Source organism: Pandoraea soli (assembly GCF_902459595.1).
In the GTDB taxonomy this organism is placed as follows: Bacteria; Pseudomonadota; Gammaproteobacteria; order Burkholderiales; family Burkholderiaceae; genus Pandoraea; species Pandoraea cepalis.
In genome coordinates this window covers 181,048-197,794 of record NZ_CABPSG010000004.1, presented here as the reverse complement: position 1 = coordinate 197,794, position 16,747 = coordinate 181,048, and the positions used below count along the sequence as shown (strand labels likewise).

Genomic DNA, 16,747 nt, shown 5'->3' with positions numbered 1-16,747 from the left:
GGCGCATGCGATCCCTGCGCCGCGACGCGTCTACCCCCGGCGCTTGCGCCAGCCCCCACGCGCTCGGCACGCGCAACGCCCGATATCAGCGGCCGGTCGATCCGGCCGCCCTCTCAAAGCGAGACCCTCATGCATGATTGGCAATATTCCGAACGTGCCCGCCATCTCACCAGCTCGGCGATTCGCGAAATCCTCAAGGTCACGGAGCGCCCGGACGTCATTTCGTTCGCCGGCGGCCTGCCGTCGCCCGCGACCTTCCCCATCGAGCGCATGCGCGCGGCCGCCGAGCGCGTACTGACCGACTCGCCGCAGGCCGCACTGCAATACAGCGCCACCGAAGGGTTCGCCCCGCTGCGCGAATGGATCGCGAAGCGCTACTCGCGCGACGGCCTGACGCTCGCGCCCGAGAACGTGATGATCACCACCGGGTCACAGCAGGGCCTGGACCTGATCGGCAAGATCTTCATCGACGAAGGCAGCCGCGTGCTGGTCGAAGCGCCGAGCTACCTGGGTGCGCTGCAATCGTTCTCGCTGTTCGCCCCGACGTATGTGCCGGTGCCGACCGACGAGCACGGTCTGCTGCCCGAGGCGCTCACGCCCGACCAAACGAAGGGTGCGCGGTTCCTGTATGCCATGCCGAACTTCCAGAACCCGACCGGACGTCGCCTGCCGATGGCGCGCCGCGAAGCGCTGGCCGCCATTGCCAAGCGCGACGGCCTGGCGATCATCGAAGACGATCCGTATGGCGAACTCGACTACGAAGGCGAGCGCCTGCCGAGCCTCATGTCGCTCGCCCCGGCGCACGTGCTTTACATGGGATCGTTCTCGAAGGTGCTCGCGCCGGGGCTGCGCCTCGGCTTCATCATCGGCCCACAGGCAGTGATCGCCAAGCTGGTGCAGGCCAAACAGGCCGCCGACCTGCACACACCGAGTCTCACGCAGCGCATCGCCTACGAGGTCGTGAAGGACGGCTTCCTGGACACGCACATCCCGTCGATCCGCACGCTCTACGCCGCGCAGGCGAAGGCGATGCTCGCGTCACTGGCCAAGCACATGCCGACGGGCACCACCTGGACCCCGCCGGCCGGCGGCATGTTCATCTGGTTGACATTGCCCGCCGGCATCGACACCATGCAGTTGCTGGATAAAGCGATTGCGCAGAACGTCGCCTTCGTGCCCGGTGCGCCGTTCTATGTCGGCACGCCGCCCTCGAATACGCTGCGGCTGTCGTTCGTCACCGTGCCGCCCGAGAAGATCGAGGTAGGCGTTGCGCGCCTCGGAGCCCTCGTAGCCGAGGCGCTCGCGCGGCACGCCGCCTGATCCGTTTGTCGCCTCTGCCGGCCTGAAGCGATTCAGGCCGGTCGCCGACGGACGCGGTCATCGACCCACTCTCAACCCACCTGTCGGGCCGATGTCTCGGTCCGGCCCAACGTATCTGCAAGGAAGCCGTACATGTCCGTCTACGACAAACTGAAGCAACTGGGTATTGAACTGCCGACCGCTGGTGCGCCCGCTGCCGCCTACGTGATGAGCGCGCAGACCGGCAACACCGTGTTCCTCTCGGGCCACTTGCCCAAGAAAGACGGCAAGATCTGGGCGGGCAAGCTCGGCCAGGACGTGAGCGTCGACGAAGGCAAGGCCGCGGCACGCGCCGTGGCCATCGAGTTGATTGCCACACTCCACGCGCACACGGGCGACCTGAACAAGGTCAAGCGTGTCGTGAAGCTGATGAGCCTGGTCAACTCGACGCAGGATTTCACCGATCAGCACCTGGTGACGAACGGTGCGTCGGAACTGATCGCGGAAGTCTTCGGCGATGCCGGCAAGCACGCGCGTTCGGCCTTCGGCGTCGCACAGATCCCGCTGGGCGCCTGCGTCGAGATCGAGCTGATCGCCGAACTCGCCTGACCATCGTTCGATGGCCGTCTGACGCTCGGCGAATGGTGTTGTGATGGGAGGCGTGCCGCCTTACGGCCGTCTCCCTCCCCGAACCACAACCGCCCCCGCCGATCCTTCATCGAGCAAGCACTGGGCAGCGCCGGCGCAATGCTCGTGTGGGTCTAGAAGGCACTCTTGATCACGCCCCCATCGGCTCGCAACGCAGCGCCTGTCGTCGCCGACGACAGCGGACTGGCGACATAAGCCACAAGGGACGCAATTTCCTGCGGCGAACCGAATCGCTTGATGAGCGATGTAGGGCGTACCGTTTCGAAGAATTCCTTCTCGAACGCTTCGAACGATTTGCCATCGGCCTTTGCGAGGGTCTCCACGAATTCCCCCACGCCCCGCGATTTGGTCGGCCCCGGCAGCACGCTATTGACGGTAATGCCCGTGCCGGCAACCGCTTCCGCGAGCCCACGCGAGACCGCAAGCTGCGCGGTCTTCGTCATCCCGTAGTGGATCATTTCAGCGGGAATCTGTACGGCGCTTTCGCTCGAAATGAAAATAATGCGTCCCCAGTTGGCCTGCCGCATCGCCGGCAGGAACAGACGCGCCAAACGCACGCCACTCAGCACGTTGACGTCGAAGAAACGCTGCCAGTCCTCGTCGGGAATGGCTTCAAACGGCTTGGGCTCGAAGATACCCAGGTTATTGACCAGAATCTCCACGTTCGGATAGCGCCGCGCGAGTTCGTCCGCTGACGCCGCGGTACTCAGATCCCCCGCAAATCCGTACACGTCGCCGCCGGTGTTCGCTTTGAGTTGCGCAACCACGTCGTCGACCGATGACTGGGCGCGACCATTGACGATCACGCGCGCGCCTTCCTCCGCCAATGTGCGAGCAATGGCGAGACCAATGCCGGCCGTGCTTCCGCTGACCAGCGCGAGTTTGCCCTTCAATTGCAGGTCCATGAGTGATTTCCTTTTCAGTGAATGCATTCAGATGGCGACGCGTCGGTGTCGTTCATGTCACGATACATCTCCGTGTCCACGGGGCCGGGCAACACGGCGCTGACGCGCACACCCTGCTCAACGTACTCGGCGGAAAGCGCCTGCGTCAACCCGATCAGCCTGGCCTTGCTCACCGCGTAGGCTGCCGTGCCGGGAAAGGCGAACGAGTAACCCACGAACGCCGACGTGAAGATGATCGACCGCGTCGGACACGCAACCGTGCCGGCGGACCTGATCACGCATCGCTGTATCGGGTACACGTATGCGGCCACCGGCGACGAGTGGCAACTGATCGACGGTGGCGGCAAGACCCACGCCGTGCGGGTCGACTGCCACATGCATACCAATAACGGTGATACGGCGCGCGCGGCGGCGCTGGCCGGGCAAGGCATCATCTGGCAACCCACGTTCCTGATCGGCAACGATCTGCGTTCGGGCAAGCTCGTTCAGGTGCTGCCCGGCTATCGTCTGCCTGAAATCGACATACTCGCCATGTACCCGAGCCGCCGACACCTCAGCGCGCGCGTGCGCGTCATGATCGACTTTCTGGTCGGTGCGTTCGGCGGTGTGCCCCCATGGAATCGGGGTGACGGAAACGAGGTGGGCATCGCGCCGGCCACGCGCCGATCGCGCGTCACGCGCTTATGTTCGGCGTGCGCGGACGTTCCGGTTCAGGGACCGGGGAATCGTTCTGCGCGTTGGCGCGCGTTGCCGGTGAGGATCAGCGCGGCTTGCCGCTGCCGTATGCGCGCCGCATGGCTATCGCGACAGCGAGCGACAGCACGACCGCCACCGCCAGCAGGGCAATCACGCCGTGCCAGCCGTGCGCCTTGAGCATCACGCCCGAGTAGCTGCCGAGCAGGCTGGAGCCCATGTAGTAGAAAAACAGGTACAGCGCCGAGGCGATCGCCCGCCCTTCGGTCGCGCGGCGTCCCACCCAACTGCTGGCGACGGTGTGCGCCCCAAAGAAGCCGAACGTAAAGATCGCGAGACCGATCACCACGCCCAGCACTTGCGACGCCAGCAGGGTCAACAGTCCCACGAACGCCAACGCCACCAGCACCCACAGCAGTCGGGGACGTCCCACGCGGTCCGACAGCGGTCCCGCGATGAACGAGCCAATCACGCCGATCAGATACATCGCAAAGATTGCACCAATGGCGGCGTGCGGCAAATGAAATGGCGGCGCCGACAGGTGAAAGCCCAGATAGTTGTACACACTCACGAAGCTGCCCATCATCAGGCCGGCGAACAGGTACAGACCCAGCAGCGCGGGATCACCGAGGTGGCGGCGTGCATGTCCGATCGCTTCGCGCACCGTCATGTCGCGCGGCGAAAAACGACGCGAATGCGGCAGGCTGCGGGCGAACTCCAGCCCCATCGCCAAACAGACCAGCCCGATGACCGCCACCGACACGCGCCACGAGAACAGGTCGGCGATGAACGCGGACAGCACGCGTCCGGCCATACCACCGAGAATGTTCCCGCCAATATAGAGCCCCATCGACATTCCGAGCGAGCGCTGATCGATTTCCTCGCTCAGGTACGCCATTGCGATGGCGGGCAGTCCGGAGAGCGCCAAGCCCTTGAGGGCGCCGAGGATGACGATCGTCCCGAAGTTGGTGGAGAACGCACTCGCGAGCGTGAGCACCGAGGAACTGAGCAGCGCAATGGTCATCATCCGCTTGCGGCTCACACGGTCCGCGGCGACACAAGTCACGAGCAGACCTAGCGCCATCATCATCGTGGCTGCCGAGACCGACCAACTCGCCTGTGCCGGTGTGATACCGAATGTCGTGGTCAGCAGCGGCAACAGCGACTGCATGCAGTACAACTGGGCGAACGTCGAAAAGCCACCGAAAAAGAGCGCCCGGCTGATGACGGCGTACTCACGAGTGCCGCGCGCGACGCCGGCCGGAAGCTTGGATGCCGGCGTACCGACGCCCGCGGCGACGCCGCTGGGAAGAGCAAGGGAGTTCGTTGATGCCATGACGCTGGACCGGCTCACGCGAGTCTGGGGGGAAATGTATACAACGAATCATAGGTTTGCCGTTACCCCGCGTCCAATATATATTTAAGCGATATTTCCATATATAAAAAAGATCAATCGAGGACTGAGGGATGGAACTGCGTCATCTGCGCTACTTCGTGGCCGTCGCTGAAGCGTTGCATTTCAGCCGTGCGGCGCAAAAGCTCAATATCGGCCAGCCGCCGCTCTCCATGCAGATCCGCGCGCTGGAGGACGAATTGGGCGTGGCGCTCTTCGAGCGCTCGCAGCGACGCGTCTTCCTGACCACCGCCGGGCGGGCGTTCCTCGTGCGGGCGCGTCAGATCCTCGCCGACGCGGAAGCCGCCCGTCAGGAGGTGCAACAGATTGCGGGACTCGAGGCCGGGGAATTGCGCATCGCGTTCACGACGTCCGCACCGATGACGAACCTGATGAAACGGGTCCTTACCGGCTATCGCCTGCGATATCCACGTGTGACGCTGACGTTGATCGAATCGCCTTCGGAGCGGCAACGGGACGCGCTCACCGAGCGCACGTTGGACATCGGTCTGGTACGTCAGGCGGATGATGCGCCGCCGATCGCGGGCCTCAGCTTCGAGACGTTGATCGACGAGGCCCTGGTCGTAGTCTTGCACCAGGGTCATGCGCTGTCAGGGCGCGCAAGCCTGTCCATGGCCGACCTGGCCAATGAGGCGTTCATCATGCATCCGCACGATGTGGGTACGGCAATCGATGGAAAAATACGGCGGATGTGCGAGCGTGCAGGATTTGCGCCGCGCGTCGTGCAGGAAGCACGCGAGTCGACCACCATCGTCGCACTCGCGGCGAGCGGGCTGGGAGTGGCGATACTCCCAGCCGCCGTGCGATGCATCCAGATCGAGGGCGCATGCTTCATGGATCTCAGCGAGCCCGACGCGCACACGCCCCTGCTGCTGGCCAAGCGTCGCGACGACACGAGCCCGTTAGTACAGGCGTTCGTCGCGATTTGCCGTGAAGTGGCGGGCCGCCTTCACGAGACGCCGCCAGGGGCATGAGGCCCCGCGCAACCCGCGATCAGCCGCGCAGTGACGCCGCCAGACCGATGACCACGACGCCCAGCACAAGATTCAGGATCACGAGCCGCCGGATCCCGTTGACCGCGGCAGCGCCGTCCGGCCACGACTGCGCCTGCACCGCGCGTTGCAGACGCGGAAACAGCGCAAAGCGAATGTGACCGAAGACGAGCATCATCACCACGCCGATGCCGGCCATCGCATGCACCGGCCAACGGGCGCGCATGCCGCCCATCTCGAGCATCATGTGACCGCCCGACAGCAGGATCAGAACGATGGCCACGCCTACCCAGGTGAAAAAGCGCGAGAGCGCCGCTTCCCATAACGGCAGACGTTGCTGCGGCGACAATTCGGAGGACGCCGGACGCAGGCAGGCCAGCGCAAAGAACATTCCCCCGATCCAGACAGCCACACTCACCAGATGCAAGAACAAACTCAAGGCATAAACGTTCATGCGTGACTCCGTCAGGATGCCGAAGGGGCGGCCGGCAGCACCGGCTCGAGCGAACGCGGCTTGAACGTCGCGAACTTGACCGCCGGCGCACGTCCCTTGCGGGCGCGCTTGCCGATGTTCGGGGCCAGCGACGCCCCCGAGAGCGTTTCGGCCTGAAGCTTGCCTCCACGCACTTCGCCATACACGATGACGCCGGCTTCGCCGATCGGCACGACCGACACCAGCGTCTGCTTGTCGTCGAGCCCGATCAGCGTGACACCGCGTCCGCCGCCCGTGAGCGACTTCATTTCGTCCATGCCGAACACGAGCAGACGACCGTCGCTCGACAGGCACGCCACCGCGCTGGCACCCTGCCAGATCGGCGTGGGGGCCAGCGGTGCCGCACCTTCGTCGATGGTCATGAACGACTTGCCGGCCTTCACTCGGCTGACCATATCGCCCAGCTTCGTCGTGAATCCGAAGCCCGTCGACGTAGCAAGCAGCAGCGGTTGCTCGCCCGACGCCGCGTAGTAATGCAGCAAGCGCGAGCCCGACTCCAGTTCGATCAACGACGTGAGCGGCACGCCGTCACCCCGCCCGCCCGGTAGTAGCGCCACGGGCACCGAATAGACACGGCCATTACTGCCCCACGCGATCAGCGGATCGACGGTGCGGCATTCGAACGCGCCATACAGCGCGTCGCCCTGCTTGAACGAGAAACCTTGTGCATCCAGGCCATGGCCCTTGAGCGCGCGCACCCACCCCTTGGCGGACACCACGACCGTCACCGGCTCGTCGACCACTCGCGCTTCGGCCACGGCTCGCTTCTCTTCCTGAATCAGCGTGCGGCGATCGTCACCGAACTGCTTCGCGTCGGTTTCGATTTCCTTGATGATCAAACGTTTCATCGTGCTGTCGTTGGCGAGCAATTCTTCCAGCTTCGCCTTTTCGTCGCGCAACGACGCCAGTTCCTGCTCGATCTTGATCGCTTCCAGACGCGCCAACTGACGCAGACGGATTTCCAGAATGTCTTCCGCCTGACGCTCGCTCAACCCGAACGCACTCATCAGCGCGGCCTTCGGCTCGTCGGACTCGCGAATGATGCGGATGACTTCGTCGATATTCAGGAAGACGATCATCCGGCCTTCGAGAATGTGGATCCGGTCGTCCACCTTGCCCAGACGGTGGCGCGAGCGGCGCGTGACCGTCGCGAAGCGGAATCCGATCCACTCTGTCAGGATGTCGCGCAGCGACTTCTGCGTCGGGCGGCCGTCGGCGCCGACCATCACGAGGTTCACCGACGCGCTCGACTCCAGGCTCGTGTGCGCGAGCAGCATCGTGATGAATTCCTGCTGGTCGATGCGGCTCGACTTCGGTTCGAACACCAGTCGCACGGGGGCGTCCTTGCCCGATTCGTCGCGAACCGCGTCGAGCATGCCGAGCATCGACTGCTTGAGATTCTGCTGCTCGGGCGTCAGCGTCTTCTTGCCGAGCTTGACCTTCGGATTGGTGATTTCCTCGATTTCCTCGAGCACCTTCTGACCCGACGTGTTCGGCGGCAGCTCATGGACCACCGCCTGCCACTGGCCTCGCGCCATCTCTTCGATCTTCCAGCGCGCGCGCATCTTGAGGCTGCCACGGCCGCTTTCGTAGGCCGCGCGTATGTCCGCCGCACTCGAAATCAACTGGCCGCCGCCCGGGAAGTCCGGGCCCTGCACGAGCGTCATCAATTCGGCGTCGTCGAGCTTCGGGTTGCGAATCAGGGCAACCGCCGCCGACGCGACTTCGCGCAGGTTGTGCGACGGAATTTCCGTCGCGAGCCCCACGGCAATCCCCGACGCCCCGTTGAGCAGCACGAACGGCAGGCGCGCCGGCAACAGCCGCGGCTCCTGTGTCGAGCCGTCGTAATTCGGCACGAAGTCCACGGTGCCCGCGTCGATCTCGTCGAGCAACAGCTTCGCGATCGGCGTCAGACGCGCTTCGGTGTAACGCATGGCCGCCGCGCCGTCGCCGTCGCGCGAGCCAAAATTGCCCTGACCATCGATGAGCGGATAGCGCATGGAGAAGTCCTGCGCGAGACGCACCAGCGCGTCATAGGCGGACTGGTCGCCGTGCGGGTGAAACTTGCCGAGCACATCGCCGACCACGCGCGCCGACTTCACCGGCTTGGCGTCGGCCGCGAGGCCCATTTCATTCATTGCAAACAGAATCCGGCGCTGCACCGGCTTCTGGCCGTCGCACACATCCGGCAGTGCACGGCCTTTGACAACACTGATCGCATAATCCAAATAGGCACGCTCGGCATAGGCGCCGAGCGTCAGCGTGTCGTCATCCGACGGTTGCGTAAAGAGATCTTCTACTTGTTCCATAAAACCTATGGGTTTGCTGCGAACGTTTGACGAGCGTTCAGGGAGGCGTTGACCGCGAGATCATACCAAGCTCGTCGGCACATTTCGGCAAAAACACGTCCGATTGGCAAAGCGAGGCGTGTTTTCGGATGAGAGGACGCCGGAATCGGCGTGATTGCGCACGCGTTTCGGACGAATCCGAGCGTCAGGTCGCGGGAATCGACATGCGCCAATACCGACGCCGCCGTCATGCCCCCTCCGGCAATGTTGCCGGGGTACGTCAGTCAATCGTTGGCGAAGACGAGAGTGCCCCTTGCGCCGATTCACGGACCGGCGCGTTCGGCAGGGCAGCAGGCACGACCGGCAAGCCGGACGGCGCGCCCAGAATGACGTGGATGCGGCCGTCGCGCGAACCGCTCACACGGGCACCGCCGACGTGACCCACGTAAGCGCCCCCTGCGCTCGACCGGCTGACGCGTATCGCCCCGCCGCCCTGCCCGAGGGCAGGTGCATCGGGGTCGAAGCGTCGATAAAGTTCGAGCACGGTCGCCACGTAGTCACGCGTTTCGGCATACGGCGGGATCTGGTCGGCGTGACGCGCCACGGCGCCCTCACCCGCGTTATACGACGCGAGCACCAGTTCGAGACGATCGGGATAACGCGCTTGCAGATCACGCAGATAGCGGGCTCCGGTCAGCACATTGGTCCGCGGATCCGCGAGCTTGTCGGCGACGGTGCGCCGCGCGTCCGCGCGCACGCCATAGCGCTCGCCCGTTGCCGGAAGGACTTGCATCAAGCCGACGGCGCCTTTGGGTGACACTGCGGCGCTATCGAACCCCGACTCGGCCGCAATGACCGCTTTGAGCAACGCCACGTCGACGTGATAACGCTGCGCCGCCTGCGCAATCACGGGGGCGAGCGTCTTCAGATTGGGATGTCGGGCAAGGGCATCGTACAGGCGCGAGCGATCCACGCCACTGACCGTATTGCCGTGCGACGCGCGCTGATCGACGTTGCCGCCCGCCCCGACGACCTGGCGATAACGCGCGTCGAGCTTGCGCGCCGCGAGATGGGCGACACCGTTCTCATCGACATAACCGTAGAGTTCGGCGTGTGCGAATGGCGTCGCGACGAGCAGCACGGCGGCCAGCACGGGCCCGGCGAAACGTCGCAGCGCGGAATGTCGGCGGATCGCTCGAATGCGGCCCGCCGTCGAAACGTTGGAGTTACCGACCTTTGACATGCACCTTGATGGTCTGGCTCATGGCGGGACCGTACGATTGATGAGCACCATTGGCGAACTGCAACGTCAACGTGTGATCGCCGGGCGTCAGATTGACGCTCGTTTCGGTCTGACCTTTACCAAAATGCAGGTGCGTGTCGTCCGTGGGGACGACCTGACCTGCGGGAATGGGGTCGCCGTCGATGATGAGGTGGTGATGACCGGCATTGGACGTCATGTCGCCCGCCGGTTTGATCGCCATGCCCTCGACGCCGAATTTGACCACGACCGGGTTCGACACCGTTGCGCCGTCCGTGGGCACCACAAAGAAGACGCGCGGCTGAGCCGACTGCGCCAACGCGGTGGCGCTTGCGCCGACAAGCAGCAATGGCACGAAAATGCAACGCATGGAACGCAACATAACGCGACTCCCGGTAGGGTGAAGGCTGGATTATCCCACGATGTGAGCGCTCACGCTGGCCTGCCCGCGCGTGAGGCCCCCGCCACAGGACCGACGCCCGGGAACCCGCTCAGATGTCGGCTTCCACTTCGTTGCCCTTGGCCTCGAGCCAACTGCGACGCTGCGCCGCCTCACCCTTGCCCATGAGCATGTTCATGCGCGCCACGGTCGCATCGAAATCGAGTCCGCCGAGCGCCACGGGGCTCAACCGGCGCGTGTCGGGATTCATGGTGGTTTCCCACAACTGCGCGGCACTCATTTCGCCCAGCCCCTTGAAGCGGCTGATCGACCATGCGGTGTCACGCACGCCATCCTTGCGCAGCTTGTCGAGGATCGCTTCGAGTTCGCCTTCGTCGAGCGCGTAGAGCTTTTGCGCGGGCTTCTTGCCACGGGCCGGCGCATCCACGCGATACAGCGGCGGTCGTGCCACATACACGTGCCCTGTCGCGATCAGTTGCGGGAAATGGCGGAAGAAGAGCGTGAGCAGCAGCACCTGGATATGCGAGCCATCGACATCCGCATCCGAGAGGATGCAGATCTTGCCGTAGCGCAGATTCGACAGATCAGGCGTGTCGTTCGCGCCATGCGGATCGACGCCGATGGCCACGGCGATATCGTGCACTTCATTGTTCGCGAAGAGCCGGTCGCGCTCGGTCTCCCACGTATTGAGGACCTTGCCGCGCAGCGGCAGAATCGCCTGGAACTCCTTGTCGCGCCCCATCTTCGCCGAGCCGCCCGCCGAGTCGCCCTCGACCAGGAACAGTTCGTTGCGCGCGATATCTTCAGTCTCGCAATCCGTCAGCTTGCCCGGGAGCACCGCTACGCCCGAACTCTTCTTCTTCTCGATCTTCTGGCCCGCGCGCGTGCGCGCCTGCGCCTGACGAATCACCAGTTCGGCCAGCTTCTTGCCATGCTCGACATGATGGTTGAGCCACAACTCGAGCGCCGGGCGCGTGAAGGACGACACCAGACGCACCGCGTCGCGGCTGTTCAGTCGCTCCTTGATCTGGCCCTGGAACTGCGGATCGAGCACCTTCGCGGACAATACGAAAGACACGCGCGAGAAGACATCTTCCGGCAGCAGCTTCACGCCTTTGGGCTGCAGATTGTGCAGTTCGATGAAACCGCGCACCGCCTGGAACAACCCTTCGCGCAGACCCGATTCGTGGGTGCCGCCGGCCGGTGTCGGAATCAGGTTGACGTACGACTCACGCACCGGCGCGCCGTCTTCGGTCCATGCCACGACCCAGGCCGCGCCCTCGCCTTCGGCGAAGCTGTCCTCGTTGCCATCGGCAAAGCGCTCGTCTTCGAACAGCGGGATCAGCGGCTCGGCGCCACCCAGCGATTCGACAAGATAGCCGCGCAAGCCGTGCTCATAGCACCACGTCTGCTCGTCGCCGGTCTTCTCCTGACGCAACGTGACGCGCACGCCCGGCAGCAGCACCGCCTTCGAGCGCAGCAAACGTTGCAGCTCGCCCAGCGGCAGCGTGGGATTATCGAAGTACTTCAAATCGGGCCAGACGGTGACGCGCGTGCCGCTCTTCTTCTCGCCGCGCTGTGCAGCGCGCGAGTGCAATGCCACGTCGACATTGCCGCCATCGGCGAATTCCAGTTCGGAGACCTGGCCGTCGCGCCAGACCGTGACGGCCAGTCGCGTTGCCAGGGCGTTCGTCACCGACACCCCAACCCCATGCAAGCCGCCCGAAAAGGTGTAGGCGCCACCGGCGGCCTTGTCGAACTTGCCTCCCGCATGCAGACGCGTAAAGACGATTTCGACAACTGGCACGCCCTCTTCCGGGTGGATGCCGACGGGAATGCCTCGGCCGTCGTCCTCGACGCTCACCGAACCATCCTTGTTCAGCGTGACGAGGATCTGCTTGCCGTAACCGCCAAGCGCTTCGTCAGAGGCGTTGTCGATGACTTCCTGGATGATGTGCAGCGGATTCTCGGTGCGGGTGTACATGCCCGGGCGCTGCTTGACCGGTTCAAGGCCCTTCAGGACCTTGATGGACGCTTCGCTGTATTGGGCAGGCGTATTTTTTTTCGACATAGCGTGACTGAATTAGGGTACGAGGCCCGGCGATTATCCACAGTTCCTGTGGACAACCACGGGGAAAACCCATGAACACATGACAAAAGTGACGCCGTATCAACGACTTGAGTTGCGGCGCCCACAGAATGGGCACGCTGAGCACGCCCAGCGCCCGGCATGAGTTGTCCGGAGGCGAGCCGCGCCCGATGCATCGCGACCTATTGTACTGTCACTCCCGATGCGATCGGGCGACAACGCCAATGGGCCCGTGCAACGCGACCGGGTCCCCGCCGACCGGATGGGACGCCGGCGCTTACGCGCCCTCGCCGCGCTGCTTGGCTTCGAGCACTTCCCAGCGTTCGAGCGCTTCGAGCAACTCCAGTTCAATCGCGTCGAAACGTTCGGACAACGCCGCACCGGCGGCCGGATCTTTCGCATAGATCGAACCGTCTTCGAGCTTTGCACCCACTTCCTGTTGCTCGGTTTCCAACGCAGCGATGCGCGCCGGCAGGCCGTCAAGTTCGCGCTGCTCCTTGTAGCTCAGTTTGGCGGTGCGGTTCGTACTGCGCTTTGATGCGCCTGCCGCGTCCTTTGCGACGACTTCGACGGGGGCGCGTTGCGCGGCAAGTGCAGCGGACCGATGGCTCTGTACCTGCCAATCGGTAAACCCGCCGACATACTCGCGCCAGTTACCGTCGCCTTCGGCCGCGATGACCGAGGTCACGACGTTGTCCAGGAACGTACGATCGTGGCTCACGAGGAACACCGTGCCGCTGTATTCCTCGAGCAGCTCTTCGAGCAGTTCGAGCGTCGGGATGTCCAGATCGTTGGTCGGTTCGTCGAGCACGAGGACGTTGGCCGGACGCGCGAACAAGCGCGCGAGCAGCAGTCGGTTTCGCTCGCCGCCCGAGAGCGACTTCACCGGTGAGCGCGCGCGCTCCGGCGAGAACAGGAAGTCACCGAGATAGCTCATGACATGCTTGCGCGCGCCATTGATTTCGATCCATTCGCTGCCCGGGCTGATCGTGTCGAGCAGACTCTTCTCGGGATCGAGTTGCGCGCGCATCTGGTCGAAATACGCCACCTGAAGATTGGTACCGACGCGAATCTGTCCGCTGTCCGGCGCGATCTCACCGAGAATGAGCTTGAGCATCGTCGTCTTGCCCACGCCGTTCGGGCCCACCAGACCGACCTTGTCGCCGCGCATGAGCGTCGCCGTGAAGTCGCGCACGATGACACGGTCGCCGTAAGCCTTCGTGACATGGGTCAGCTCCGCCACGATCTTGCCGGACTTCTCGGTCTGCGCCACATCCATGCGCACGTTGCCCTGAATCTCGCGGCGATCGGCGCGCTCGTTACGCATCGTCTTCAGGCGCTCGATGCGCGACACGCTGCGCGTACGGCGTGCTTCGACCCCTTTGCGAATCCACACCTCTTCCTGCGCGAGCAGCTTGTCGAACTTCTCGTTCTCCACGCGCTCGATCTCGAGCTGCGCGGCCTTGCGCTCCTGAAACTGTGTGAAGTTGCCCGGATAGGAGAGCAGGCGCCCGCGATCCAGTTCAACGATACGCGTGGCCACACGATCCAGGAAACTACGATCGTGCGTGATGAATAACAGCGCGCCACGATAGCCGATGAGCAAGTCCTCCAACCAGCGAATCGCTTCGAAATCGAGGTGGTTGGTCGGTTCGTCGAGCAGCAGCACGTCGGGTTTGGCCACCCAGGCCTGCCCGAGCGAGACACGCTTTTGCATACCGCCCGAGAGCGACCCGACGCGCGCGTGTCCATCGAGGCCGAGTTGCGCGACCGTCGTTTCCACCCGCGTCTTGAATTGCCACGCATCCGCGTTGTCGAGCGACGACTGCAACGTATTCAACCGCGCAAGCAGCGCGTCGTGCTCGCCCCCCTCAGGGGCATCGGCAAGCGCGTCCACCGTGCGTTCGTAGTCGGAGAGCAGCCCGTGCATTTCGCCGAGGCCAAGCGCGACGGCGTCGAACACCGTCAGTTCGGGATCGAACTCAGGCTCCTGCGGCACGTAGACGGTATTGAGTGAGGCCTGCCGTGCCACGAGGCCGTCGTCGGGGACCGTCAGCCCCGCCACGATCTTGAGCAGCGACGACTTACCGGCGCCGTTGCGGCCGATAAGCCCAACGCGCTCACCGGCTTCGAGCGAAAAATCGGCATTGTCGAGCAATGCCACGTGACCGAACGCCAATTGGGCGCCCGAAATGGAATACAAGGCCATGTGTCGGGGGAACGCGAGAACTACGATGGGAGATATTGTAGTGCCGGGCGTGAGGGCCCGGCCGATATTGCACTGCTACGGTTTGGCTATGGCGTGACTGTTGTCCCGTTGGACGCCGCCGGCGGACGCAGCATTTCGATATGCAGGATGCCGTCTTCGTCATACGGCTCACTGGCCTTGACGAAGCCGAAGGCGCCATAGAACGCTTCGAGATGCGCCTGGGCGCCGATGCGCAGCGATGCCAACGGCCAGGCCTCATCGGCAATCGCCACGGCCCGCGTCAGCAATTCGCGCCCGAGCCCGGTGCCCCGATGCGACGCCACCGTGATCACACGCCCGATCGACGCTTCGTCGTAGGCCAGTCCGGGCGGCAACAGGCGCAAATACGCGGCAATCTGCAGCGCATCCGCCGCATCGCGCACTTGCGCGATGAGATGCAGGCTGTGACGGTCGCGTCCGTCGATGTCCTGATACGGGCATTGCTGCTCGACCACGAACACGGCATTTCGCGCGGCCAGAATACGGTAAAGCAGGGAACTGCCCAGCGCATCGAACGACTTGCACATCCATTCCATTCCCGACTCTCCGGCCATACGTTGCGAAAGGCGGGACTATAGCACCGTCGCCACACAACGATGCCGGCATCGCGCACAGGGAATGAATGGGGGAGATCGACTTACTGGAAGTAGACGATGCCCTGCTCGATGTCGGCACGGGCATTACGCTCGGCGTCGTCGAGGGCGTTGCCTTGTGTGGCAAAGCCGTAGGCGGTCTGGACCTGGTAGGCCCCGACTTTTTCCAACCCGCCATGGGTCGGGCGATGAATCTCGTAGAACGCGTCCCAACGGGCGTTGTCGCGCTCGACGGCACGCACGCTGTACTGAAATTCTTGAAATTGTGTTGTTTTCATTTTTGTATCCTTCTTACTGCAAAAAATATGACTGATAAATATTCCTCTCGAATCGGCTTACGGTGATGAGAGTGCAAATTTGCACAAATGTTTCCGTGAAGTGCACGCAGCCTATCTGCTCAATGTGACAACCACACGACATTCGCGTGACTGACATACGACAGGCGGTGCAGGTGAACGCGTCACGTGGCACAAGGCACAAGGCCACATGCGCACCGGCATTGCACAATGTAGACGCAATGAGGGCGTTCTGTACGACTTCCAGTTTCGGGGAACGATGCGCTGCCGCCCAGTCGAGGGCGACGGCAAGAACGTAGGACGCGCGGATTCACGCCAAGCGTTCAGCGTGGCATGCGGTAGCAAAGTCGTGCGGCACATTTGTAGTGATAATCGTGCCACACGCCGGCCACCTCGGGACAGCCTCTCAGCCGGTCCCGCCATTCATGCCTCGCGTGACTGCCATCCGTTCGATTCGAAATTGACGAAAAAAACGGTGCAGATAGCGAATGATAACAGAAAATTACCGTCTCGACACCAAAGCAGACCGACGCCGAAGTCAGGTCACGACGCGGCCGCACGGTCGTCAATTTGGGCGAGCACCCAATACATGTAGCCCGCGAACGCGCCGAAGATCACGTGTCCCGCCACCATCGTCCAGCCACGCGAGGCGACGAACCACGGGAACCACTGCGTCATCACGTAAAAATTGACGGCGTACACGGCCAGCCCGAAGATCGCCCCCGCCACCGACACCGTCACCACGTCCGAATCCAGCCGGAAGGGAGCGACGATCGCGCCGAGCACCACGCCCAGCGCGACACCGATGACCGCGTGGACAATGAGCGCCATGGCGACAATGGACACGTCGAACGTAGCAGGCTGCGTCAGAATGCCCGGCCCCAGCGCGATGGCCGCGACCATGCGGGGCGGCACCCATGGGCTCTGGCCGGAGACCAGCAGCACCATCAGCATTTCCACCGCCGAGAAGAAGGCGCAGGCGACAAAGCCGGAAACGGCGGCGGCCGCCCAGTCGGGCGAGCGGTGCGTGTAGCGATGCGAGTGGAGGTGCAGTTCCATGATGTTCTCCCTTGAGGGTGACTCTTGGAGCCGCCGGCAGGACCGGCAGTGCTTTCAGGATAGAACAAT

General features: G+C 63.7%; 14 protein-coding genes and 2 pseudogenes. 4 read left to right on the top strand and 12 right to left on the bottom strand.

Annotation, left to right across the window (positions count from 1 at the left end):
* Positions 1-129: 129 nt before the first annotated feature.
* A complete protein-coding gene (locus tag PSO31014_RS09480) occupies positions 130-1,320 on the top strand; it encodes an aminotransferase-like domain-containing protein (RefSeq protein ID WP_150551399.1) in 1,191 nt (396 codons plus the stop codon).
* Between the two features lie 132 nt (positions 1,321-1,452).
* Positions 1,453-1,908, top strand: a complete 456-nt coding sequence (locus PSO31014_RS09475; RefSeq protein WP_150551398.1) for a RidA family protein — start codon at positions 1,453-1,455, stop codon at positions 1,906-1,908.
* A gap of 152 nt (positions 1,909-2,060) precedes the next feature.
* On the opposite strand, the gene PSO31014_RS09470 is transcribed toward PSO31014_RS09475, so the two are convergent.
* Entirely contained in the window at positions 2,061-2,852 is a 792-nt protein-coding gene (locus PSO31014_RS09470; protein ID WP_150551397.1) for an SDR family NAD(P)-dependent oxidoreductase, read from the bottom strand.
* Between the two features lie 35 nt (positions 2,853-2,887).
* A pseudogene (locus PSO31014_RS09465) lies at positions 2,888-3,091 on the bottom strand (SDR family oxidoreductase); the annotation flags it as partial.
* 16 nt (positions 3,092-3,107) lie between these two features.
* On the opposite strand from PSO31014_RS09465, the pseudogene PSO31014_RS09460 reads away from it, so the two are divergent.
* A pseudogene (locus tag PSO31014_RS09460) lies at positions 3,108-3,482 on the top strand (substrate binding domain-containing protein); the annotation flags it as partial.
* A gap of 130 nt (positions 3,483-3,612) precedes the next feature.
* On the opposite strand, the gene PSO31014_RS09455 reads toward PSO31014_RS09460, so the two are convergent.
* Entirely contained in the window at positions 3,613-4,881 is a 1,269-nt protein-coding gene (locus PSO31014_RS09455) for an MFS transporter (RefSeq protein ID WP_150551396.1), read from the bottom strand.
* Between the two features lie 131 nt (positions 4,882-5,012).
* Between PSO31014_RS09455 and PSO31014_RS09450 the strand changes: the two genes are divergently transcribed.
* Entirely contained in the window at positions 5,013-5,933 is a 921-nt protein-coding gene (locus PSO31014_RS09450; RefSeq protein ID WP_150551395.1) for a LysR substrate-binding domain-containing protein, read from the top strand.
* A 19-nt stretch (positions 5,934-5,952) separates the two neighbouring features.
* On the opposite strand, the gene PSO31014_RS09445 is transcribed toward PSO31014_RS09450, so the two are convergent.
* The 9 genes from PSO31014_RS09445 to PSO31014_RS09405 all read right to left on the bottom strand — a co-directional run bounded on the left by PSO31014_RS09445 (position 5,953) and on the right by PSO31014_RS09405 (position 16,678).
* Positions 5,953-6,405: a CopD family protein gene (locus PSO31014_RS09445; RefSeq protein ID WP_150551394.1), complete on the bottom strand. Its 453-nt coding sequence runs from the start codon at positions 6,403-6,405 to the stop codon at positions 5,953-5,955.
* A gap of 11 nt (positions 6,406-6,416) precedes the next feature.
* Positions 6,417-8,753, bottom strand: a complete 2,337-nt coding sequence (gene parC, locus PSO31014_RS09440) for a DNA topoisomerase IV subunit A (protein WP_150551393.1) — start codon at positions 8,751-8,753, stop codon at positions 6,417-6,419.
* A 259-nt stretch (positions 8,754-9,012) separates the two neighbouring features.
* Complete coding sequence (locus tag PSO31014_RS09435) at positions 9,013-9,975, bottom strand: lytic transglycosylase domain-containing protein (RefSeq protein ID WP_150551392.1); 963 nt, start codon at positions 9,973-9,975, stop codon at positions 9,013-9,015.
* Positions 9,959-10,363, bottom strand: a complete 405-nt coding sequence (locus PSO31014_RS09430) for a DUF4399 domain-containing protein (protein WP_150551532.1) — start codon at positions 10,361-10,363, stop codon at positions 9,959-9,961. Before PSO31014_RS09430 ends, PSO31014_RS09435 begins: the two co-directional genes overlap by 17 nt.
* Before the next feature lie 121 nt (positions 10,364-10,484).
* Positions 10,485-12,464, bottom strand: coding sequence for a DNA topoisomerase IV subunit B (locus PSO31014_RS09425; RefSeq protein ID WP_150551391.1), 1,980 nt, complete (start codon positions 12,462-12,464; stop codon positions 10,485-10,487).
* Positions 12,465-12,759: 295 nt separating this feature from the next.
* Positions 12,760-14,691: an ATP-binding cassette domain-containing protein gene (locus PSO31014_RS09420; RefSeq protein ID WP_150551390.1), complete on the bottom strand. Its 1,932-nt coding sequence runs from the start codon at positions 14,689-14,691 to the stop codon at positions 12,760-12,762.
* An 86-nt stretch (positions 14,692-14,777) separates the two neighbouring features.
* Positions 14,778-15,266, bottom strand: coding sequence for a GNAT family N-acetyltransferase (locus PSO31014_RS09415; RefSeq protein WP_150551389.1), 489 nt, complete (start codon positions 15,264-15,266; stop codon positions 14,778-14,780).
* 101 nt (positions 15,267-15,367) lie between these two features.
* Positions 15,368-15,601 (bottom strand): hypothetical protein, encoded by a 234-nt coding sequence (locus tag PSO31014_RS09410; protein WP_017234901.1) that lies wholly within the window; start codon positions 15,599-15,601, stop codon positions 15,368-15,370.
* Positions 15,602-16,162: 561 nt separating this feature from the next.
* Entirely contained in the window at positions 16,163-16,678 is a 516-nt protein-coding gene (locus PSO31014_RS09405) for a hypothetical protein (RefSeq protein WP_150551388.1), read from the bottom strand.
* Positions 16,679-16,747 lie beyond the last annotated feature (69 nt).